At 67.1% G+C, this 21,626-nt stretch carries 18 protein-coding genes and 1 riboswitch; of the genes, 7 read left to right on the top strand and 11 right to left on the bottom strand.

Annotated features, from left to right (window positions below):
* Window positions 1–110 precede the first annotated feature (110 nt).
* Complete coding sequence (locus ACUSIJ_RS17160; protein ID WP_449309641.1) at window positions 111–2,000, bottom strand: hypothetical protein; 1,890 nt, start codon at window positions 1,998–2,000, stop codon at window positions 111–113.
* 567 nt (window positions 2,001–2,567) lie between these two features.
* Window positions 2,568–4,109: a hypothetical protein gene (locus ACUSIJ_RS17155; RefSeq protein WP_449309640.1), complete on the bottom strand. Its 1,542-nt coding sequence runs from the start codon at window positions 4,107–4,109 to the stop codon at window positions 2,568–2,570.
* On the opposite strand from ACUSIJ_RS17155, the gene ACUSIJ_RS17150 reads away from it, so the two are divergent.
* Entirely contained in the window at window positions 4,093–4,332 is a 240-nt protein-coding gene (locus tag ACUSIJ_RS17150; RefSeq protein ID WP_449309639.1) for a hypothetical protein, read from the top strand. The genes ACUSIJ_RS17155 and ACUSIJ_RS17150 overlap by 17 nt on opposite strands.
* Here ACUSIJ_RS17150 and ACUSIJ_RS17145 read toward each other — a convergent pair.
* Genes ACUSIJ_RS17145 through ACUSIJ_RS17135 form a run of 3 tightly spaced genes read right to left on the bottom strand, consistent with a single transcriptional unit; the run spans window position 4,301 to window position 7,276 of the window.
* Window positions 4,301–5,092: an ABC transporter permease gene (locus tag ACUSIJ_RS17145; RefSeq protein ID WP_449309638.1), complete on the bottom strand. Its 792-nt coding sequence runs from the start codon at window positions 5,090–5,092 to the stop codon at window positions 4,301–4,303. The two genes, ACUSIJ_RS17150 and ACUSIJ_RS17145, sit on opposite strands and share 32 nt — an antisense overlap.
* Window positions 5,089–6,078 (bottom strand): ABC transporter permease, encoded by a 990-nt coding sequence (locus tag ACUSIJ_RS17140; protein WP_449309637.1) that lies wholly within the window; start codon window positions 6,076–6,078, stop codon window positions 5,089–5,091. The genes ACUSIJ_RS17145 and ACUSIJ_RS17140 overlap by 4 nt, the downstream gene beginning before the upstream one ends.
* Window positions 6,079–6,094: 16 nt before the next feature.
* Window positions 6,095–7,276 (bottom strand): ABC transporter ATP-binding protein, encoded by a 1,182-nt coding sequence (locus ACUSIJ_RS17135; RefSeq protein ID WP_449309636.1) that lies wholly within the window; start codon window positions 7,274–7,276, stop codon window positions 6,095–6,097.
* Between the two features lie 243 nt (window positions 7,277–7,519).
* On the opposite strand from ACUSIJ_RS17135, the gene ACUSIJ_RS17130 reads away from it, so the two are divergent.
* Together ACUSIJ_RS17130 and ACUSIJ_RS17125 are read left to right on the top strand one after the other, a co-directional pair.
* On the top strand, window positions 7,520–8,914 hold the full coding sequence (locus tag ACUSIJ_RS17130) for a glutamine synthetase family protein (RefSeq protein ID WP_449309635.1): 1,395 nt from the start codon (window positions 7,520–7,522) through the stop codon (window positions 8,912–8,914).
* A gap of 93 nt (window positions 8,915–9,007) precedes the next feature.
* Window positions 9,008–10,288 (top strand): NAD(P)/FAD-dependent oxidoreductase, encoded by a 1,281-nt coding sequence (locus ACUSIJ_RS17125; protein WP_449309634.1) that lies wholly within the window; start codon window positions 9,008–9,010, stop codon window positions 10,286–10,288.
* Between the two features lie 69 nt (window positions 10,289–10,357).
* On the opposite strand, the gene ACUSIJ_RS17120 is transcribed toward ACUSIJ_RS17125, so the two are convergent.
* Window positions 10,358–10,978, bottom strand: coding sequence for a c-type cytochrome (locus ACUSIJ_RS17120; RefSeq protein ID WP_449309633.1), 621 nt, complete (start codon window positions 10,976–10,978; stop codon window positions 10,358–10,360).
* A gap of 209 nt (window positions 10,979–11,187) precedes the next feature.
* Here ACUSIJ_RS17120 and ACUSIJ_RS17115 point away from each other — a divergent pair, with 209 nt between their 5' ends.
* From ACUSIJ_RS17115 to ispH, 4 genes are all read left to right on the top strand, one after another.
* On the top strand, window positions 11,188–11,937 hold the full coding sequence (locus tag ACUSIJ_RS17115; RefSeq protein WP_449309632.1) for a 3-deoxy-manno-octulosonate cytidylyltransferase: 750 nt from the start codon (window positions 11,188–11,190) through the stop codon (window positions 11,935–11,937).
* Complete coding sequence (locus tag ACUSIJ_RS17110) at window positions 11,934–12,827, top strand: prephenate dehydratase (protein ID WP_449309631.1); 894 nt, start codon at window positions 11,934–11,936, stop codon at window positions 12,825–12,827. The genes ACUSIJ_RS17115 and ACUSIJ_RS17110 overlap by 4 nt, the downstream gene beginning before the upstream one ends.
* Before the next feature lie 176 nt (window positions 12,828–13,003).
* On the top strand, window positions 13,004–14,221 hold the full coding sequence (locus ACUSIJ_RS17105; protein WP_449309630.1) for a GGDEF domain-containing protein: 1,218 nt from the start codon (window positions 13,004–13,006) through the stop codon (window positions 14,219–14,221).
* A gap of 70 nt (window positions 14,222–14,291) precedes the next feature.
* Complete coding sequence (ispH, locus tag ACUSIJ_RS17100; RefSeq protein WP_449309629.1) at window positions 14,292–15,290, top strand: 4-hydroxy-3-methylbut-2-enyl diphosphate reductase; 999 nt, start codon at window positions 14,292–14,294, stop codon at window positions 15,288–15,290.
* Window positions 15,291–15,317: 27 nt separating this feature from the next.
* Here the strand turns inward: ispH and metE are convergent, their stop codons facing one another.
* From metE to ACUSIJ_RS17075, 5 genes are all read right to left on the bottom strand, one after another.
* The gene (metE, locus tag ACUSIJ_RS17095) at window positions 15,318–17,672 is read right to left on the bottom strand and encodes a 5-methyltetrahydropteroyltriglutamate--homocysteine S-methyltransferase (protein WP_449309628.1); all 2,355 of its coding nucleotides are present in this window, start codon (window positions 17,670–17,672) and stop codon (window positions 15,318–15,320) included.
* 111 nt (window positions 17,673–17,783) lie between these two features.
* Window positions 17,784–18,019, bottom strand: a riboswitch (cobalamin riboswitch).
* Window positions 18,020–18,088: 69 nt separating this feature from the next.
* Window positions 18,089–18,580, bottom strand: coding sequence for an arsenate reductase ArsC (locus ACUSIJ_RS17090; protein ID WP_449309627.1), 492 nt, complete (start codon window positions 18,578–18,580; stop codon window positions 18,089–18,091).
* 1 nt (window position 18,581) lies between these two features.
* Entirely contained in the window at window positions 18,582–19,070 is a 489-nt protein-coding gene (locus tag ACUSIJ_RS17085; RefSeq protein WP_449309626.1) for a UPF0262 family protein, read from the bottom strand.
* A gap of 48 nt (window positions 19,071–19,118) precedes the next feature.
* The gene (gene hisD, locus ACUSIJ_RS17080) at window positions 19,119–20,411 is read right to left on the bottom strand and encodes a histidinol dehydrogenase (RefSeq protein ID WP_449309625.1); all 1,293 of its coding nucleotides are present in this window, start codon (window positions 20,409–20,411) and stop codon (window positions 19,119–19,121) included.
* Complete coding sequence (locus ACUSIJ_RS17075; RefSeq protein WP_449309624.1) at window positions 20,395–20,916, bottom strand: DUF2948 family protein; 522 nt, start codon at window positions 20,914–20,916, stop codon at window positions 20,395–20,397. The genes hisD and ACUSIJ_RS17075 overlap by 17 nt, the downstream gene beginning before the upstream one ends.
* Window positions 20,917–21,626: the final 710 nt, after the last annotated feature.

Genomic DNA, 21,626 nt, shown 5'->3' with positions numbered 1-21,626 from the left:
GACGGCACTGAACGAATCCAACTCTATCAGTGTAGCAACCAGAAATGTCCATGCCTCGTTAACATTTCGTCAGCCAAGGCCCCGGGAAGCACCGATGATAGGCATGGCGCTCACTCCGGAAGCGACGGCCGCGAGGGTGGCGGAGGAGGGGGCGGCAGTTCCTCATCCTCGTCTTCGCTGTCCCATCTGATGGCGTATCCCCCCGAGACGCCCCGGAAAATGGACGGAGACTGCCCTCCGGAAAGGTCCGACGTGCCGGTGAAACCGGCGATCGACGATGACCGGCTTTTGTCGTCGTCGCCGAGCGGAACCGTTGTCGCCCTCGATGCCCCCGATATCGTCGATGGCGACGGAGCCCTGTCCCGCGCGCCGGCGTCGGAAGCGGGCGCCCACGCGACGGCTACGCCGTTCACGAAGAGGCCGGCGCGGCCGTCATGTTCGTTGCCGACGAACCTTCGGACGAAGGTGACGGTCGGCACGGTTGTGGCGTCGGCGTTCCTGAGGGCGGCCGTCTGATCGCGGATCGAGGTGCGGACCTTTTGTATCTGCACTTGCGGAGCGACACTGTTGACCCGCGTCCTTATGCCCCATTCGGCCTCACCGAGCTTTTCGGCAAGTTTGCCGGCGAGCTCGCGATCCTTTGCGACGTAGGATACATGGTCCACCGACGCTGCGAGCGTGATGCCGCTTGCTTTGGCATGGCTTTCGGCGATCTGCCTCGCCAGGGCGTGTCTGGCCTTTTCCCTTTCGGCGTCCACGGCCCTGCCGTGTTCCGAGCCGGCGAACAGGTTCGGCCGCCTGGTATCGGGATCGGCAATGGCCTCCAGCGCCGCGAGCTGCGTCCTCTTTTGCGGGCCGTCCTGCATGTTTTCCGCAATGAACTGTTCCACCGCGAGGATCGTCCGCCGCGCGTCCTGCTCCCACGCATCGTTCTTCGGATGGGTGCGGGCCAGTTCCAGAAGCGCTTGCAACGGGTCGCTCAACGCCCTGAGCGCTTCGGGCGCCGGCGATGTCCCCTTGGGGAAGGCGGCATCGGTCAGCCGGGAAATCAGATCACGGCTCGCGGACCCGAATGGCGACCGGGACAGCGGTTCCCGTATGCTGTCGATGGCGATCTTGCGGACGATGGCATTGGTTTGAGTATCCGCCGGAACGGCAGGAAGCGCGATCTTCCTGTTGCCGAGGCGAAAGTGAAAGGAGGTGTTGCCGCCGTCCGTCCGGTAGCCGGCGCGGAAATCGGCCCTCTTCTGTGGATCGGCAAGCCCCCGCAAGGCGGCCGTCAGATTGAGGAGGCGTTCGCCGGGGGCGTAGCGGAACACGAGCTTGTCCATCGCCTGCGCCACATCGTCCTTGCGCGCCTTCGGAATATGCTCCTTCATATCGTCCCACAGATCCGCGAGGACAAAGGTCTTGCTGCCGGTCTTGTCGGTCTGCATGCCGACAACGAAGGTGGTCAGCCCGAGGTCGTTCAGCGCCTGCCTGACAGCGGGATCGAAGCCGATGGCGTCCGCGCGCGCTGCGCCGCCAGCCTTTGCATCGGTGCTCTGCAGAGCGCCGAAGATCGCCTCGCGAAGCGCGCCGATCCGCACGATGTCCGGCTTTTTCGCATGCTTCACCGCCTGGGCGGAAATCGCGTGGGCAAGCGCATAGTTTTCAGCGTCGGCCCTGTCGGCTGCGTCCGTCGCGGGACTGGACAGCACCAGCTCGGGATACTCGAACGATACCGGCTTGTCGTCGATGGAGAAGGCGAGCTTCTCGCCCGCGGTGTACAGTTCATCGCCGATTTTGATCTTGAGATCACCGTAGGATGCCTTGATGAGCGGCAGCGCATCGACTTTGGCGTGCTCCAGCACCGCCCGCATCAGGGACAATGGCGATTCCTGCATCTGCACCACGGTTGCCCGGAACGCGCCGAGAGCCTTTTCCTTGGCCTGCTGCTGGTCCGGCGACTTCCGGATGCGGTCCCATAGCCCAAGGCCCGAGTGCGTTTTCCAAGCCATTTCCGGACGGCTCTCATCAAGCGTCGTGAAAAGCGACTGCGGGCCAAACAGATGACGGTCCGTTCCTGCAATAGACATAACATCCTCCCCGGCCGCAGCCGGATCGTCAATTCTGACGCAAAAAGAACATTAAAAATCAAACGATAGACAGAGTATGAATGCAGCATAGCCACATTCGCGCCAAAGTCAAACCGGATGCGGCAATAATACTGCGTGATATGCGCCAATTATGTTAATTCAGTGACGTATTCGCCATCCAGCTGCGTCACCTGTGGCGGAGGGTCGGCCGGTGGAGGCCGCATGGGCATGCCCTTTCAAGCGCGATCGCCCGCGCGCCGCAGGGGCACACGGGCGATGCGGCCGTCGTCATGACAGCAACCGCAACCGTCATGGTGCGGGATGACGAAGGGGAGACCGTTGCTCCGCGACGACGAACCCTGCTCCGGTCCGCCGTCGCGGGGCAGCATTACTGCATCGAACCAGAAACGGGTCCCGTTTCTTGGATAAATATGATGCATAAACAAATAGATAGAGCAAAATGGCGATTCAGATTTATTGCGTTTTGCTCTATTTTTCCGCGTGGACGGCAGGCGGAAGCGGCGGGGCGACCGGCGCCCAGAGCGCGTTCAGACGCTTGATGACATCGGCGGGCAGCTTGACGCGGCTATTGCTGACCAGCTTGAACAGCTCCTCGAACCCGTCCTCGAAGCGGCTATTGACGGCGTTCCGGACATTATCCTCCTCCTCGGTGGACAGGGCGCCGTCACGCGTCGCCGCCTCTTGGCGGGCTTTCCCCAGCGCCTCATCCAGCGCCGTGTCGTACTCGGACTGCAAACTGCCTATTTCTGCCAACACAGCGGCCGTATAGCGATGGGGATCGTCGCCTTTGCTGATGAAGCCGATCATGGCGGGCAGGTCGAGCGGTGGCGGGGGCGGCACGTCGTCCGTGTCCGAGTCCGTTTCGAAAGCGGAGGACGAGAAACCGTCGCTGTCGGAAAGCGGCAGCGTGGTGGCGGTAGCGGAAAAAGAATTCGAGCGCCCTGCGTCGTCCAGATCGTCGTCCGTCTCCTCGGCAATCGTGTCGAGCCCGAAGGCCTCGAGGGGCGTTGCCGTGTGGTTGCGCTTCGCCACAGCTTTCGACTGGCCGGCACTATGGCTTTCCGGCGGCGGGGGCGGGATCTCGTTCCCCTCCTTGTCCCGAGAGCCCGGGCCGCGATAGGTGGGGGGCAGCAGGCCGTGACGGACGAAACAATTCCCCGCCTCGGTTGCAAATGTCGTTGTCGGGCCGCCACTATGATCCAGCGCTGTCAAAAGGTCGCGCAACTCACTTGCCCTCTTGTCCGGGCTCAAGCCGTTGAGCCAGGGGACCAGCGTTTTCAGCTTGTGGTCGACTTCCGCCAATTTGGTTTGCGCCAATGAAACGTCGCGCGTCGGCGCGTAGGAATGCAGGACCGACAAGGTTATGTTCTTGAGCGACGCGCGCTGCTTTTTATCATGGAAAGCCGTGTACCTGCCCATCCGGGCGCTGGCGAGCTGGCTGGCATCCTTGCCGGAAGCGTAATCGCGGTCGTTTTTAGTCTCCCGATGAGCCTGCACAAGATTTTGGAGCCGATCGAGATAGCCGCGCTCCGTAGCGTTCCCGCCGGGATCCGGGATGCTGTACTGGAAGCGTTCGCCGCTGATTGTCAGCGAGAACGTGCGGCTGGAGCCGCCATCATCAACGTTCGCGTCGATGACAGCGAGGGCTTCCGGCTTCGCGCTGCGCAGGATATTCGCCAACAGCGTGAGCGCGTTATAGGCGGTTGTCTCGCCCTTGTAGCCGCGGTGGTACCGGATGCTCTCGAAGAGCTTCGCGGCATGCTCCGCCTTTTTGCCCAAATCGTCCTTGGATTTCCCGCCGAAGCATTTGGGCCACCGGTCCCGGACGGAAGGACGGACAGCCTCCTCCTTGGTTGCTGCCTTCAGCACCTGAACCAGCTTCGTTTCGCCGAACAGATGTTCGGCCGTGCCGGTCGGAATATCAGGCGCCGGCTGCGTGTTTCCGGGCATGCCCGTATCGGCCCATTGCGATGTTCTGACCCGGGAATCGCCGATGTCTGTCTGGCTCATGAAAACCTCGCCCCCCGCGCGGGTCCATCAGACCGATCGCGGCAATCAATATGAAAATGACATAGAAACAAAATACGGCTTCAAAATAGCCACATTTGGGGCAATGTCAAGAAAAATATGTCAGGATAGCGGAGAATATGACATGTTGAGCGACGATTGCGTCAGGATCGTGGCCGCCTTGCGTCGTTCCGTCACCGTGCCGGCAGCATCGCGCGCTTGCTGATCAGCGACGACGTCACCACCACCACGGTGACGATGAGCAGCATCAGCGACGACAGGGCGTTGATCTCGGGCGAGAGGCCGCGCCGGGCCTTGTTGAACACCTCGATCGGCAGGGTCGAGGTGCCGGGGCCGGTGACGAAGCTCGCAATCACCACATCGTCCAGCGACAGCGTGAAGGCGAGCAGGAAGCCGGCGAGCACCGAAGGCGCGATCAGCGGCAGGGTGATGGTGAAGAAGGTGCGCACCGGCGGGCAGCCGAGGTCCTGCGCCGCCTCTTCGAGGCTTCTGTCGAAGGCGATGAGGCGCGACTGCACCACGACGGCCACGTAGCACATGGTGAAGCTGGTGTGGGCGAGCGTCACGGTCCAGAAGCCGCGCTCGGCACTGACGGAGACGAAGAACAGCAGCAGCGACAGGCCGGTGACGACTTCCGGCATCACCATCGGCGCATAGACCATGCCGGTGAACAGCGGCCGGCCCCAGAAGCGCGTGTAGCGCACCAGCGCGAGCGCGGCGAGCGTGCCGAAGAAGGTCGCGATCGCGGCCGAGAACACGGCGATGGCGAGCGAGTTGCGCACCGCGGTGAGCAGGGCGGTGTCGTGCCACAGTTCCACGTACCAGCGCACGGAAAAGCCGCCCCAGACGTTGAGGAGCTGCGAGGCGTTGAACGAATAGACCACCAGCACCAGCAGCGGCAGGTAGAGGAAGGCGAAGCCGAAGGTCAGCGCCGTGGTGTCGAACAATGTCCAGCGGCGCGTCATCTGCCCTTCTCCAGCCGGCGGGTTTCGAGTTCGCGATAGACCATGACGGGGCCGATGACCATGATCAGCAGCACCACCGCCACGGCGGACGCGAGCGGCCAGTCGCGGTTCCTGAAGAATTCGTCCGAGAGCGTCTTGCCGATCATCAGCGAGTCCGGCCCGCCGAGGAGCTCCGGAATGACGTATTCGCCGACGATGGGGATGAAGCACAGCAGCGCGCCCGCCGCGATGCCGGGCAGCGCCAGCGGCACGGTCACCTGCCAGAAAGCGCGCCAAGGCGGGCAGCCGAGATCCTGCGCCGCCTCGATCAGTGTCCAGTCGAGCTTTTCCAGCGTCGCGTAGAGCGGCAGCACCATGAACGGCAGGTAGGAGTAGACGACGCCGATGAAGATCGCCGTATCGGTGTTGAGGATCTGCAGCGGCCGGTCAATCACCCCGACGCTGAGCAGCACGGTGTTCAGCAGCCCCTCCGGCTTGAGGATGCCGATCCACGCATAGACGCGGATGAGAAAGCTCGTCCAGAACGGCAGGATGACGAGCATCAGGAGCACCGGCTTGTGCCTGTCGGGCGCCTTGGCCATGGCGTAGGCCATGGGGAAACCGACGAGGAGCAGGAGGATGGTCGAGATGGCCGCGATCCTGAGCGACGAGAACGCCGAGGCGATATAGAGCCAGTCGTCGAGCAGCAGGGCGAAATTGTCGAAGTTGAGCTGGCTGAGCGCGTCCCGAAGGCCGGCGAGGCCCTGTGTCCAGTCGAACACCGGCACGTAGGGCGGCTGCGCCGTCGCCGGCTGCGACAGCGACATCTTGAAGACGATGGCGAACGGCGTCAGGAAGAAGATCAGCAGCCACAGGAAGGGCAGCGCCGGCACCAGCGCGCCCACGAGCCCCGGCTTGGTCGCCGCGGGCGCTTCATCGGCCGTCGTCCGGGCCGGGACGGCGGCCGTCGGGGCCTTGCCGGCATCATCCACTGGCGTGTCGCTCATGGCCGCGCCCTCCGCCTCAATGGGTCAGCAGCACGCCGGCCTCGGGCGCGAAGGTGATGTGCACCTTGTCGTCCCAGGTCAGCGGCTGTTCGACGAAGCGGCTGGCGTTGGCGCGCGACACGCGCACGATCTGGCCGCTGGCGAGCTGCACCAGATAGATCGTCCAGTCGCCGAGATAGCCGATGTCCCAGATCTCGCCGGACAGCACGTTCGGCGCGCCGGCCGGCGGCTCGCGGTGCAGCACGAGCTTTTCCGGCCGCAGCGCGACCGCGACCTCCTGCCCGACGGTCACCGCCTCGGCCGACGCCTCGATCAGCAGGACGCCCTCGCCGTCGGTGCGCTCGATGGTGAGGTGCCGGTCGGCGGCGGACGCGACCTTGCCCTCGATGATGTTCACGTCGCCGATGAACTCGGCCACATAGCGGCTCGCCGGCTGCTCGTAGACCTGGCCCGGCGGGGCGATCTGCTTGATGGTGCCCTTGTCCATCACCGCGATGCGGTCGGCCATCACCATGGCCTCCTCCTGATCGTGGGTGACGACGAGGAAGGTCATGCCGAGATTGACCTGCAGGTCCATCAGCTCGAACTGGGTTTCCTCGCGCAGCTTCTTGTCGAGCGCGCCGAGCGGCTCGTCGAGCAGCAGCACCTTGGGGCGCTTGACGAGGGCGCGGGCGAGCGCCACGCGCTGGCGCTGGCCGCCGGAGAGCTGGTCGGGCTTGCGCCCGGCGAAGGGCGTGAGCTGGACGAGGCGCAGGATCTCCGCCACCCGGTCGTTGATCTCCCGCTTCGGTACGCCGTCCTGCACCAGCCCGAAGGCGATGTTCTTCTCCACGTTCATGTGCGGGAACAGGGCGTAGGACTGGAACATCATGTTGACCGGCCGCCGGTAGGCCGGGATGCCGTTCACCACCTGGTCGCCGAGGATGACGCGCCCCTCGCTCGGCTCCTCGAAGCCGGCGAGCATGCGCATCAGCGTGGTCTTGCCGCAGCCCGACGGGCCGAGCAGGCAGAAGAACTCGCGCTCGTAGATATTGAGGGTGAGGTTATCCACAGCGACGAAATCGCCGTAGCGCTTCGTGACCTGCTCGTAGCGGATCAGCGGCTTCGCCGCAGGGTCGAGCCAGGGTGCGAAATCGCGGCGCACCGCCCCGATCGCAAGCGAATCACGTTTGCGTGCATCCGTCCGAACCACTGTCATCGGCGCGCCGGCCCTCAGCTTGTGGGCGCAGGCCGACAAGCCCGGTCGCCACCATGAAACATCCGAAAGGTACTGGTGTTGCGTTTTCGTCGCAAGCGCATCGTGTGTGCATCTTCCCTTCATACGATCATGCGAATCGATGTCAGATGATTGACAGATCCGCCGTCGCGGCGATTACTGCTGCGCGGCGGTTGTCGGCAAGAGCGGAGCGGCGGTTGTCGACACGAGCGGATCGGGTGAGGGATGACGAGGAAGAAAACATCACAGAGGCTCGGCCGCAAGCTGCGCGGCGCGGCCGATCTCGAGGAGGCGCGCGCCTTCATGGAACGCGGCGGCATCGAGGAGATCGAGTGCTTCGTCGCCAATCAGGCGGGCGTGGCGCGCGGCAAGGTGATGCCGGCGGAAAAGTTCCTCGGCAACCCGATGATGAGCCTGCCGGGCGCGATCTTCTACCAGACCATCGCCGGCGACTACCCGGACGAGGTGCTGCAGCAGGAGATGCCCGCCGACGGCGATCTCGTGCTGCGGCCGGATTTCTCGACCCTCACGGCGGTGCCGTGGGCCTCGGACCCCACGGCGCAGGTCATTCTCGACGCGTACCACCGCGACGGCCGCCCGCTGGAGAACGCCCCCCGGCAGGTGCTGAAGCGCGTGCTCGACTTCTACCGCCGCAACGGCTGGGAGCCCGTGGTCGCGCCCGAGATCGAGTTCTACCTCGTCAAGCGCAACACCGATCCGGACTATCCGCTGGAGCCGCCGATCGGCCGCTCGGGCCGGCCGGAGATCGGGCGTCAGGCCTATTCCATCTCGGCGGTGAACGAGTTCGACGACCTGTTCGAGGACATCTACGACTATTCCGAGGCGCAGGGCCTCGCCATCGACGCGCTCATCCACGAGGAGGGGGCGGGGCAGATGGAGATCAACCTGCGCCACGGCCACCCGCTCGATCTCGCCGATCAGGTATTCCTGTTCAAGCGTACCATCCGCGAGGCGGCGCTGCAGCACGACATGTACGCCACGTTCATGGCCAAGCCCATCGCGCGCCAGCCGGGCTCCGCCATGCACATCCACACCTCGGTGATCGATACGAAGACCGGCCGCAACCTGTTCTCGAACGAGGACGGCACGCCCTCGCCGGCGTTCTTCTCCTTCATCGCCGGGCTGCAGACCTATCTGCCGGCGGCGATGTCGATGCTCGCGCCCTATGTCAATTCCTACCGCCGGCTGACCCGCAACTCGACCGCGCCCATCAACGTGCGCTGGGGCTACGACAACCGCACCACCGGCCTGCGCATCCCGCCGTCCGATCCGGGCGCGCGGCGCGTCGAGAACCGGGTGCCCTCGTCGGACGCCAATCCCTATCTCGCTGTCGCGGCGACACTCGCCTGCGGCTATCTCGGCATCGAGGCGGGATTGCAGCCCGGCGAGCCGGTCACCGGCTCCGCCTACAACCTCGACTTCGATCTGCCGCGCGGCATTCTGGAGGCGGTGATCGAGCTCGGCGAATGCGAGCCGCTCATCGAGATCCTGGGCGAGAGCTTCGTGAAGACCTATTCGGCGGTCAAGCGCACCGAATACGAGACCTTCATGCAGGTCATCAGCCCGTGGGAGCGGGAATACCTGCTGCTCAACGTGTAAGCCGGGCAGGGGGTGTGGTCGCCCCCGGTCCTTTTCTCCGGCATCCGGTACGCATACCTTCCTTCTGCCCCTCCCATTCCGGACCGACGGCCGATGGCCCCTTCCTCCCTCACGAACCTCTATGCGGTGCGCCCGGACACGGCCGCGCCACGGCCGGCCGTCGCCGGCGACCTCGCTGCCGACGTCTGCATCGTCGGCGCGGGCTTCACCGGTCTCGGCGCGGCGCTGACCCTGGCGCAGGCGGGCGCGGACGTGCGCGTCGTCGAGGCGGCGCAGGTCGGCGGCGGCGCGTCGGGCGTCAACGGCGGACAGGTGCATCCCGGCCAGCGGCGCGATCAGGCATGGCTGGAGGCGCGCGTCGGCCATGAGCGCGCCCGCGCCCTGTGGGACATCGCCGAGGAGGCGCGGCTGTGGCTGCACGAGGTGATCGGCGCGCATGCCATCGATTGCGGCTTCCGGTCGGGGCTGCTCGCCATCGCCCACCGGCCGCGCCACTTCCGCGCGCTGGCAGAGGAGGCCGGGCACCTGACGCGCCGCTACGGCGTCGCCGGCCTCGAAGTGCTGGAAGGGGCGGCAATCGAAAAGTACACCCGCATGCGCGGCGCCTTCGGGGGTGTGTTCAATCCCCACGGCGGGCATCTCGACCCGCTGGCGCTGACGCGTGGTCTGGCGCGGGCGGCGGAGGAGGCGGGCGCGCGCCTTCACGAGGGCTCGCGCGTGGTGCGCGTCGCGCCCGAGGGCGGCAGCTGGCGCGTGGTCACGGATGCCGGTGCCGTGCGGGCGCGATCGGTGCTGCTGACCGGCGACGGATCGCTCGGCGCCCTGTCGGAGCTCGTGGCGGCCCACGTCATGCCGCTGGTGAATTTCATGATCGCGACCGCCCCGCTGGAGGCGGCGCTGGCGGGATCGGTCCTGTCCGGCAGGATCGCGGCGTCCGACACGCGCTACGTGGTCAACTATTTCCGCCGCACGGACGACGACCGCATTATCTTCGGCGGCGGCGAGAGCTATGGCGACAGCCTGCCCGACGATTTCGCCCGCCGGGTGCGCGGTCGCATGCTCGGGCTCTATCCGCAGCTCGCGGACGCGCCCATAGCTCACGGCTGGGGCGGCCGGCTCGGCATCACCGCGACCCGCCTGCCGTTCGTGCGTCGGCCGGAGGTGGGACTCTATGCCGCATCCGGCTTCTCCGGCCAGGGCGTGATGCTCGGCCCCTATACCGGGCGGATCGTCGCCCAAGCCATCATGGGCGACGACGAGCGCTTCCGGCATCTCGCCGCCCTGCCGGTGCCGCCGCTGCCGGGCGGGCGATGGCTGCGGCGCCCGCTGCTGACGGCGGCGATGATCGGCTTTGGCCTGCTCGACCGCTTCTGATCCTGTCCAAAAAAGAATGCTCCGGCATGGCCGGAGCATCGTCCCTGTCGTCGGCGCCGGGGCGCCGGCTTACTGCGCCGGCTGCGGTTGCTCGCCATCAGTGGGGGCTGCGTCCTCTCCCTCGGCAGGTGCTGCGGCCTCCGGCTCGGGCAGGGGCGCGGGGCTCTCCGAGAGCGTGCGCAGGTAGGCAATGATGTCGGCGCGTTCCTCGGCCTTCGGCACGCCGGCGAACGCCATGATGGTGCCGGGCGCGAAGGCCTTGGGGCTTTGGATGAAGTGGTCGAGCGCGTCGTAGGTCCACTTGTCGCCCGCTTCGGCATGGGCCTTCATCGCGTTGGAATAGCCGAAACCGCCGACTGAGCCGATGTCGCGGTTGACGACGTCGTAGAGATCCGGACCGACCTTGGAGCCGGCGCCCTCGGCGAAGTTGTGGCAGGCCCTGCACTTGGCGATGGCCCTCTCGCCGCGCGCGGGGTCGGCGCTGGCGAGGCGCACCGAGATCGGCTCCACCGCGGCAGCGGCGGGAGCGCCTGCGCCCGCGCCACCTTCCTCGCCGCCCGGCAGATCGTAGCCCGGAACGAGCGGAATGACCGGGTTGAAGATGATGCTTGAAAGCACGCCGAGGCCCATCACGAAGAGAAGGGTGCCGAGCACCGCCCCGGCAATCTTGTTGAGCTCGAATGAATCCATCGGTCTACGGCTCCGGTCGACATGTCAATAGGCGTCGGGGGCCTGCCGGTCCCGCACGCGCGCAACAGCGCATGCTTACCCGTTTTGCCCGCTACTTTGCAACTCGTATAAACGACAAAATCCTCGCGGCACTTGATTATTGTGTGCCAAGGGTGTTTCTGCGCTGCAAGCGCGGCAAGCTTGCTGCTGCCGCATCCATAAGGTGTTCGATGCCCTCCCCCCTGGTTGTCATTCCCGCCCGCCTCGAAGCCTCCCGCCTGCCCGGCAAGCCGCTGGCGGATATCGGCGGTCTGCCAATGATCGTCCACGTGCTGCGCCGGGCCGAGGCAGCGGACATCGGCCCCGTCGTCGTGGCGACTGATTCGCAGGCGGTCGCCGATGCGGTCGAGGCGGCGGACGGGCGCGCGGTCCTCACGCGCGCCGATCACCCTTCCGGTTCCGACCGGATTCACGAGGCGGTGGCGGCGATCGACCCGCGCGGCATTCACGATGTCGTCATCAACGTGCAGGGCGATCTGCCGACCATCGATCCAAAAATCATCGGTGCGGCGCTCGGCCCCCTCGGCGACCCGGCCGTCGACATCGCCACGCTCGCCGCGCTCATCACGCGCGAGGAGGAGCGGACCGCGCCGAGCGTCGTCAAAGTGGTGGGCAGCCCCCTGGCCGGCGGCCGGCTGCGCGCCCTCTACTTCACCCGCGCCACCGCGCCGTGGGGGGAGGGGCCGCTCTATCACCACATCGGTCTCTACGCCTATCGCCGCGCGGCGCTGGCCCGCTTCGTGTCGCTCGCACCCTCCGCGCTGGAGGAACGCGAGAAGCTCGAACAGCTCCGGGCGCTGGAGAACGGCATGCGCATCGACGTCGCGATCGTCGACGACGTGCCGCTGGGCGTCGACACGCCCGCCGACCTCGACCGCGCCCGCGCCCGCGCCATTCTGACAGGGAACAATCTCTCATGACCGTGTCGATCGATCAGGTGCTGCAAGCCGACCTGGCGCCCAAAGTCATTTCGTATCAGGGCGAGCCGGGGGCGAACTCCCACATCGCCGCTCACGAGGTCTTTCCGGACTGGGCGCCGCTCGCGTGCGCGACCTTCGAGGACGCGCTCGCCGCGATCTCCTCCGGTGAGGCCGGGCTCGGCATGATCCCGATCGAGAACTCCATCGCCGGGCGCGTGGCGGACATCCACCATCTGCTGCCGGAATCGGGGCTGCATATCGTGGGCGAGCATTTTCTGCCCATCCGCTTCCAGCTTCTCGCGCCCAAGGGGGCGACGCGCGAAACCCTAACCACCGTGCACAGCCACATCCACGCGCTCGGGCAGTGCCGCCAGATCATCCGCTCGCTCGGCCTCAAGGCGGTCGTGGCCCAGGACACGGCGGGGGCGGCGCGCATGGTGGCGGAGTGGAACGATCCGACACAGGCCGCGCTCGCGCCGCAGCTTGCCGGCGACATCTACGGCCTCGTCAATCTGGGGCGGGACGTGGAGGACGAAAGCAACAACACCACCCGCTTCGTGCTGCTGGCGCGCGACGCGCGGTGGGCGTCGCCCGCGGCGGGGCCGATCATCACCAGTTTCATCTTCCGCGTGCGCAACGTGCCCGCCGCTCTCTACAAGGCGCTGGGCGGCTTCGCCACCAACGGTCTCAACCTCACCAAGCTGGAGAGCTACATGGTGGGAGGGCGCTTCTTCGCGACCCAGTTCTACGCCGAGGTCGACGGCCATCCCGACGAGCGGCCGCTGAAACTGGCGCTGGAGGAACTGGCGTTCTTCTCCCGCGAGGTGCGCATCCTCGGCGTCTATCCGGCGCATCCCTTCCGTCACGCGCAGTCGGAGGCGGGCGAGTAGGCCGATGCATCGTCTCCGGAACCTGCCGCACCGGACTGCGGGTCGATCCGGATGCGATATAAATGTCATAACGTTGCGACATTTATGGCTTCGTGTTGCCATCATTGGCGCGATATATACGATTCGGTTTGGCGGGGCAGACTGGTACTTTCCTCTTCGTGCAGGATACGCGTGCGATGCAACTGGATGATACCACGCTGCGGGTCGTTGTCGTCCTTTTCGGCCTGCTGCTCGGCCTGCTGCTGCTGTTTTCGTGGTTCAACAACCGCATCAACCGCGAGTTGCTGTTCCTGGGCGCGAGCTATGCCGGGGGGGCGCTGGGGCTTGGCCTGATGGGCGGCGGCGCGCGCCACGCCGACCCGTTATACGTCGATCTCGGCTACACGGTGATCTTCTTCTCCTACGGCCTGGCCTGGATGGCGATGCGCCTGTTCGAGAGGCGGCCCTTGCTGGCGGGACGCGCGGCGGCAGGCGGCGTCGTCTGGCTCGTCATCGTCACGGTATTCAACGACAGCGGCGAGGCGCGAGTGCTGGCCGTCGGGCTCATCCCCTTCATCTATTCGATGCTGGCGGCGCTGGAGCTGTGGCGCGGCAGGGGCGAATATCTGCCCTCGCGCATGGCGCTGTTCACGATCATATGCGTCAACAGCATACTGGTCGTCACGCGCCGGCTGATCGACGTCGCCGCCCTGGTGGGCATGGGGCATGCATCGGGCGCGGAGTGGGTGCCGCTGCTGACGCTGCTGAGCACCATGGGTCATGTGGCGGCAACCTATCTCATGCTCTCGCTGACCAAGGAGCGGCTCGAGGGTGAGCAGCGGGCCCAGACGCTGATCGATCCGCTCACGGGGCTGGGCAACAGGCGGGCGCTGAACATGCATGCGGAGCGCATCCTGCGGCGTCAGGCGATGACCGGGCAGCCGGTGTGCGTCGCCGTCATCGATCTCGATCACTTCAAGCAGATCAACGACACGTTCGGACATTTCATCGGCGACACCGTGCTGCGCGTGTTCGCCGAGCGCGCGACGCTGAAGCTGCGCCCCACGGACCACCTGTTCCGCGTCGGCGGGGAGGAGTTCCTGTGCATCCTGCAGACGGCGCAGGAGCGCGACGCCGTCGGCATCATGGAGCGCATCAGGCGGACCATGAAGGACTATCGCCTGGGCGAGGGCGAGGCGGTCCGCGACGTCACCATCAGCGCCGGCGTCGCCTCCACGCAACGCGTCGGCTATGATCTGGAGGATCTGATGCGCGCCGCCGATGCCGCGCTTTACCGGGCGAAGCACGAAGGGCGCAACTGCGTGCGCGTCTACACCGGCGGCGACCTGCGATCCGGCACGACGGCCGTGCTCCCCGCCGTACCGGCCGGCAGGGCGGATCCGCAAGCGACTTGACAGAAACCCGCAATCGCCGCACACATCCTGAGCTTCCGGAACTGCGCCGCGTCAATGGGAAGAGTGACCGATGCCCGTCGCCAACATCTCGTCCGTCGAGGCCCGCAGCGCGGACAAGCCGCCGCTGGACGTGCTGATCTGCGCCCCGCGCGGATTCTGTGCCGGCGTGGTGCGCGCCATCGACGCGGTCGAGAAGGCGCTCGCGATCTACGGCCCGCCCGTCTATGTCCGGCACGAGATCGTCCATAACAAATACGTGGTCGAGAGCCTGCGCCGCAAGGGCGCCGTCTTCGTGGACGAGCTCGACGAGATCCCGGACACGGACGCGCCGGTGATCTTTTCGGCCCACGGCGTGCCGAAGGCGGTGCCGGCCGAGGCGACCGAACGGCGGTTCTTCGCCATCGACGCGACCTGCCCGCTTGTCACCAAGGTGCATCGCGAGGCCGAGATCCACCACAAGCGCGGCCGCCATATCGTGCTCATCGGCCACGCCGGCCATCCGGAGGTCGTCGGTACCATGGGCCAGTTGCCCGAGGGCGCGATCACGCTGATCGAGACGGTGGAGGACGTGGCCCGCATCGTCCCGCCCGACGGCAGGGAACTCGCCTACGTCACCCAGACGACGCTGTCGGTCGACGACACGGCGGGCATCGTCGCGGCGCTCAAGGAGCGCTTCTCGGACATCGTGTCGCCGCACAAGCAGGACATCTGCTACGCCACCACCAACCGGCAGGAGGCGGTGAAGCGGGTGGCGCCGCAGGTCGACGCGATGATCGTCGTGGGCTCGCCCAATTCCTCCAACTCCCAGCGCCTGCGCGAGGTGGCGGAACGGGCCGGCTGCAAGGTCGCTCGTCTCGTCCTGCGGGCCGAGGACATCGACTGGTCGCTGTTCGGCGACATCCGCCGGCTGGGGCTCACGGCGGGCGCCTCCGCGCCCGAGATCCTGGTCGAGGAGATCATCGACGCCTTCGCCGAGCGCTTCGAGGTGGCGGTCGAGCAGGTCTCGACCGCCGACGAGAGCGTGTTCTTCCCGCTCCCGCGCGAGCTGCGCGAACAGGCCGCCGAGTAGCCCGGCGGCCCCGCTTGCGGCGCAGTTTTACCCGCTCGCTTGCGCCCGCAGGTGCTTGGCCGCCGTCACCAGATTGACCAGCGCCGGGCGCACCTCCTCCCACTTGCGGGTTTTCAGGCCGCAGTCCGGGTTGACCCAGATCTGCTCTGGCGCGAGGCTTTCCCTCGCCTTGAGCAGCAGCTCCTCGATCTCGGCGGTGGTGGGCACGCGCGGCGAGTGGATGTCGTACACGCCCGGCCCGATCTCGTTCGGATAGCGGTAGTCGACGAAGGCGTCGAGCAGCTCCATCTTCGAGCGCGAGGTCTCGATGGAGATCACGTCGGCGTCGAGCGCGCCGATGGCGTCGATGATGTCGTTGAACTCCGAGTAGCACATGTGGGTGTGGATCTGCGTCTCGTCGCGCACGCCCGAGGACGACAGACGAAAGCTCTCCACCGCCCAGGCGAGATAGGCCGGCCAGTCGGCCTTGCGCAGCGGCAGGCCCTCGCGGATCGCCGGCTCGTCGATCTGGATGACCCGGATGCCGGCGGCCTCGAGATCCGCCACCTCGTCGCGCAGCGCCAGCGCGATCTGGCGGCTGACCGTCTCGCGCGGCACGTCATCGCGCACGAACGACCATTGCAGCATGGTGATCGGGCCGGTGAGCATCCCCTTCAGGGGCTTGTCCGTCAGCGACTGGGCATAGGCCGTCCATTCCACCGACATGGGCTTCGGGCGCGAGACGTCGCCGAAGATGATCGGCGGCCGCACGCAGCGCGAGCCGTAGCTCTGCACCCAGCCGTTGCGGGTGAAGGCGTAGCCGTCGAGCAGCTCGCCGAAGTACTGCACCATGTCGTTGCGCTCGAACTCGCCGTGCACCAGCACGTCGATGCCGATCTCCTCCTGCCAGCGCACGGCGCTTTCCGTCTCCTTGCGCAGGAAGGCCTCGTAGCCGGCGTCGTCCAGCTCGCCGCGCGTATGGGCGGCGCGCGCCTTGCGCACCTCGCTCGTCTGCGGGAAGGAGCCGATGGTCGTCGTCGGGAACAGCGGCAGGTTCAGCGCCTGGTGCTGCGCCTCGCGGCGCTCGTGGAAGGGGTGCTGGCGGCGGCTGTCCTCGGGCCTGACGGCGGCAAGACGGGCGGCAACCTGCGGGTTGTGGATACGCGCCGACGTGCGCCGTGAGGCGGCAGCGGCGCCGGCGGCGGCGAGTTCGTCCCTGACGGCGTCGCGGCCTTCCGAGAGCGCCCGGCCGAGGACGACGAGCTCGTCGAGCTTCTGCGCGGCGAAGGCGAGCCAGCTCTTCAGCTCGTCGTCGAGGCCGGTCTCGTAAGCGAGGTCGTAGGGCACGTGCAGCAGCGAGCACGAGGTCGAGACGATCAGGTGATCGGTGCCGCGCCGCGCCGCCACGGGCTCGATGCGGTCGAGGATCGCCGGCAGATCGGCGCGCCAGACGTTGCGGCCGTCGATGACGCCGAGTGACAGCACCAGACCGGCGGGAGCCTGCGACACCACCCTGTCGAGCTCTTGCGGCGCGCGCGCGAGGTCGAGGTGGAGACCCGCCACCGGCAGCGAGAGCGCGGTGGCGAGGTTGTCGCTGTAGGCGTTGAAATAGCTCGTCAACTGGATCCTGAGGCCCGGCACGGCGCGGGCGAAGAATTCGTAGGCCGAGGCGATCGCCGCGCGGGCGGCGTCGTCGAGATCGAGCGCGAGAATCGGCTCGTCGATCTGCACCCAGTCCGCGCCATGGGCGGAGAGGCGGCGCAGGATCTCGGCATAGACCGGCAGCAGGCCCGGCAGCAGCGTGAGCGGATCGACGCCCTCAACGCGGCTCTTGCCGAGCTTGAGGAAGGTCACCGGCCCGACCAGCACCGGGCGCGTGTGGTAGCCGAGCGCCTTGGCCTCGCGGAACTCGTCGATGACCTTGGTCGAGGCGAGCTCGAAGGTCTGGCCGCGCACGAATTCCGGCACCAGATAGTGATAGTTGGTGTCGAACCACTTGGTCATCTCCAGCGCCGGCAGGCCGCCGGCAGAGCTGCCGTGCGCGTGCGCCTCTCCATGCACGGCACAGGCTTCCGGTTCTCCCTGCGTGCCGCGCGCGAGCGCGAAATAGGTATCGAGCGCGACCGGCCCGCCCTTCCAGCCATAGGCTTCGGGAATGGCCCCGACCGTGACCGCCGTGTCGAGCACCTGGTCGTAGAACGAGAAGTCGTTCGACGGAATGAGCGTGACGCCGGCGCCGTGCTGGCGCGCCCAGCTCGCGGCGCGCAGGCCGGAGGCGGCTTCGATCAGGTCATCCTGGCCGATCTTGCCGGACCAGTAGTTTTCCAGCGCTGCTTTCAGCTCGCGGCGCGGACCAATGCGGGGGACGCCAAGGGCGCCCACGGAAACAGGAGAAGAAGACATCGGCTAAACCCCTTCAATTGGGGGGCAAAAGGCCGAGCGGACGCGCGCAGCGACTCCACGGGACAGGCCCGCGAAGCACCGCGATCGGCGACCACCGGGGACCCCGCCCGAGGACGTTGCTGCGTCATGGCAGGTCTCCTGGCTCGCAGGTCAACGCACGCGCCCGGCCTTCCCGATGGAACCATCAGTGACACGAATTGGGCGTATGCTCACTGCTTACAGTTGCGGGGTGCAGCTCCGGGTTCAGCGCCTGACCGACAGGCTGCTTCACCGGATTCCCTCTTGGCTCCACGGCCGCGGAGGCGTGACGTCCGCCGCCGTGAAGAACCACGACTGCGGCACTATGGCAGATAAAATCGGCCGGTCAAGTCGGTATATAAAGATATATTTATATCGTTCTGCCGATCGTCCGTGCCTCAGCCGCCGAAACGCTCGGTGATGCGCTGTGTGAGCCCATCCCGCACCGAGCGGTAGGCGTCGAGGCGCTGCTCCCGCGAGCCTTGCACGGCGGTGGGATCGAAGGTCGGCCAGTATTCGACGTCGACGGCGAGGGTGCGGGTCAGTTCCATGGCCTGATGATGGGCTTCCGGCGACAGGGTGACGATGAGGTCGAAGCCGGTGTCCTCCAGCTCCTGCAGCGTCCGCGGCCTGTGCCCGCTCATGTCGATGCCGATCTCCTCCATGACCGCGAGGGCGAAGGGGTCGACCTCCTCCGGCCGCACGCCGGCCGAGGCGACGTAGAGCGAGCGGCCGAAGTAGTGGCGGGCGAGGCCCTCGGCCATGGGCGAGCGAACCGCGTTGAGCGCGCACATGAAGAGGACGGACTGGACGCGGCGCGGCGCTGCTGCCGTGTTGCCGGGAGGGGTTTTGGATCCTACGGCGTCGCCGCCCTTGTCCCCGTCCCCCATGTCAGCCTTTCCAGTGCAGGGCGAACAGCAGGGTGAACAGGCGCCTTGCGGTGTCGAAATCGACGTCGACCTTGCCCGCGAGCCGCTCGCGCAGCAGTTCCGACGCCTCGTCGTGCAGTCCGCGCCGTCCCATGTCGATGGCCTCGATCTGGGAGGGCGTGGCGGTGCGGATGGCGGCGTAATAGCTTTCGCAGATCAGCTCGTAGTCCTTGATGACGCGCCGGAACGGCGTCAGCGACAGGAAATGCGCCACCACCGGCGAGCCGTCGGCCAGCCGGATCTCCAGCAGCAGCTTGCGGTCCACGAGCGACAGATGCAGCGCATAGGGGCCGCCCTCGTGGCCGGTGACGGAGAAGGAATTCTCCTCCACGATGTCCCAGATGGCGATGGCGCGCTCGTGCTCCTGATCCGGATTGCCGCGCCCCAGAGACGCCTCGTCGAGCGTCACGGCGACGAGGCGCCGGCGATTGTCGTCGTCCGCGCTGGTCACGACCCTGCCTTTCGGTTCATGGGCTCGTCCGTTCGCATGTGCCGGCCGTCAGAGATTGAGCCGGATGCCGACGGAACGGGCATGCGCCTGCAGCCCCTCCGTTTCACCCAGGGCGATCGCGGCCGGCCCGATGGCGCGCAGCGCCTCGGCGGTGCAGTGGAGGATGGAGGTGCGCTTCACGAAATCGAGCACGCCGAGCCCCGAGGCGAACCGCGCCGAGCGCGCCGTCGGCAAGATGTGGTTGGGGCCGCCGACGTAGTCGCCCACCGCCTCGGGCGTGTACTGGCCGAGGAAGATCGCGCCCGCATTGCGCACCCGTGCCGCCAGCTCCTCGGCGTCCCGCGCCTCGATCTCGAGATGTTCGGGCGCGATCCGGTCGACGAGCGGAATGGCATCAGTGAGCGAGGGCGCGAGGATGATCGCGCCGAAATCCTCCCAGCTCTTGCGGGCGATGGCCGCGCGCGGCAGGGTGTGCAACTGGCCCTCGACGGCTTCAGCGACCGCCTCCGCCAGCGCCTTGCTGTCGGTGATCAGGATGGACTGGGCGGCGGTATCGTGCTCCGCCTGGGCGAGCAGGTCGGCCGCGACCCATTCTGGATTGGCTTCTGCGTCTGCCAGGATGAGCACTTCGGAGGGGCCGGCGATCATGTCGATGCCCACGAGCCCGAACACGCGCCGCTTGGCGGCGGCGACATAGGCGTTGCCTGGTCCGACGATCTTGGCCACCGGCGCGATCGTCTCCGTTCCGTGAGCGAGCGCGGCCACCGCCTGCGCGCCGCCGATGCGGTAGATCTCGTCGACGCCCGCGACATGCGCCGCCGCCAGCACCAGCGGGTTGACGGCCCCGCCGGGTGTCGGCACGACCATGACGATGCGCGGCACGCCGGCGACGCGCGCCGGCACGGCGTTCATGAGCACGGACGAGGGATAGCTCGCGGTGCCGCCCGGCACGTAAAGCCCCACCGATTCGATGGCCGTCCAGCGCCAGCCGGCGGTCACGCCCGCCGCATCGGTGAAGCGCTCGTCCTGCGGCTTCTGCCTGAGGTGGTAGGCCTCGATGCGCGCCCTGGCGAGTTCGAGCGCCGCCAGCGCCTCGGGCGGGGAGGCGGCGACCGCCGCCTCGATCTCGGCCGGCGCGATGCGGAGCGTTGCGGGCGTGAGCGTCTGGTCGTCGAAGCGCGCGGTGTAGTCGATGAGCGCGGCGTCGCCACGCGCGGCGACATCGGCGATGATGTCGCGCACGACGGCGTCAACGTCTTCCGAGACTTCCCGTTTCGCCGCCAGCAATGACCTGAAGGCCGTCTCGAACCCGTCCGCGCGCGTGTCAAGCCTCACCGGCATCCTCACCCTCCACTTGTCCGTGCGACGGTCGCGCCTCGACGTTCCACACCGGGCCAAGGTCTTTCAGTTGCGCCTCGATGCACTCGACGTCAAGCATGATCGCCGCGCCGTCGGCGAATTCCAGCAGAATGGCGCCCGAGGGCTTCTCGCCTTCCACGAAACAGACGGCGAGAAGCGTGTGGAGGGCGTCCGGCGCCTTGCCCAGATGGCGATGGCGCACGGCACGCACCTGTTCGAAATGCAGCGCGGTCAGCCGCCGTTGCGGCTGGGCTTTCGCCTCGCGCTCCCAGTCGAAGCGCTGCACGGCCAGCACGAAGCGCCGCTCGGTGGGGAAATAATGCAGGTCGGCGCGCCGCACGAGCGCATCCTGCAGATGGGCCGAGATCACGTCGAGGTCGTTTTCGTCGAGCGCGAGCAGCCGCAGCAGCCGATCGCCCCGCGCCAGATCGGGACCCGCGACCTCGCCGGCGGCATCCGTTTGACGGGGGATTTCCTTGTCGCTCATCGTCTTGCTTTCACGCTTCCATGCTTATGATTTATCGGGCGCGTTAGCTACAGGCAAGCGCGCATCGCTATGGTGGGCGCCGGTCGCCGCCCGCGCGCGAGGTCGCTTTCGCGCGGGGAAACTCCGCCAAACGTTGCGTCCGCCCCGGAAACGTCATAATGCGGGCGGAACGTGTTATTTGGAACAGGCAGGCAGGTATCCGCATTGGTTGTTCGAGGTATTGTGCCGAAGGATTGCCACAGGGGGATCCGTTGAGACATCGTTCTGTATTGTTTGTTGTTGCGGCAGCGGCTGTCGTCCTGCTGTCGGCCGGCGTCGCCGATGCGCAATATTACGGTGATCGCCGCGGCGATCGCTGGGACGACAGGCCGCCGCCCGGCTGGGGACGGCCCCCTCCGCCTCCTCCCGGCTGGGGGCGCCCGCCTCCGCCCCCGCCTCCGGGCTGGGGCGGACCGCCTCCGCCGCGTCAAGGCTGGCGGCAGGGGCCGCCGCGCGGCGGCGTGTGCGTGACCTCGCGCGGGGCCTGCCCGGCGGGCCCGCTGCGCAGCGGATCGCCATGCCGGTGCGACATTCCCGGCTTCGGCGTCAAGCGCGGGCAAGTGCAGTAACGCAGGAAAGTGCAGCAGCCAGATCCACGAGCGCCGCTGCCGCAGCGCGGCGTCATTCCGCCGCCGACGTGCTCATGACCCCCTGGGGGGGGGGGGGGGGGG

The organism is Pseudochelatococcus sp. B33, assembly GCF_053570585.1.
Note: the sequence above shows the minus strand (reverse complement) of the source record. Positions and strands in the feature narration are given on the sequence as shown.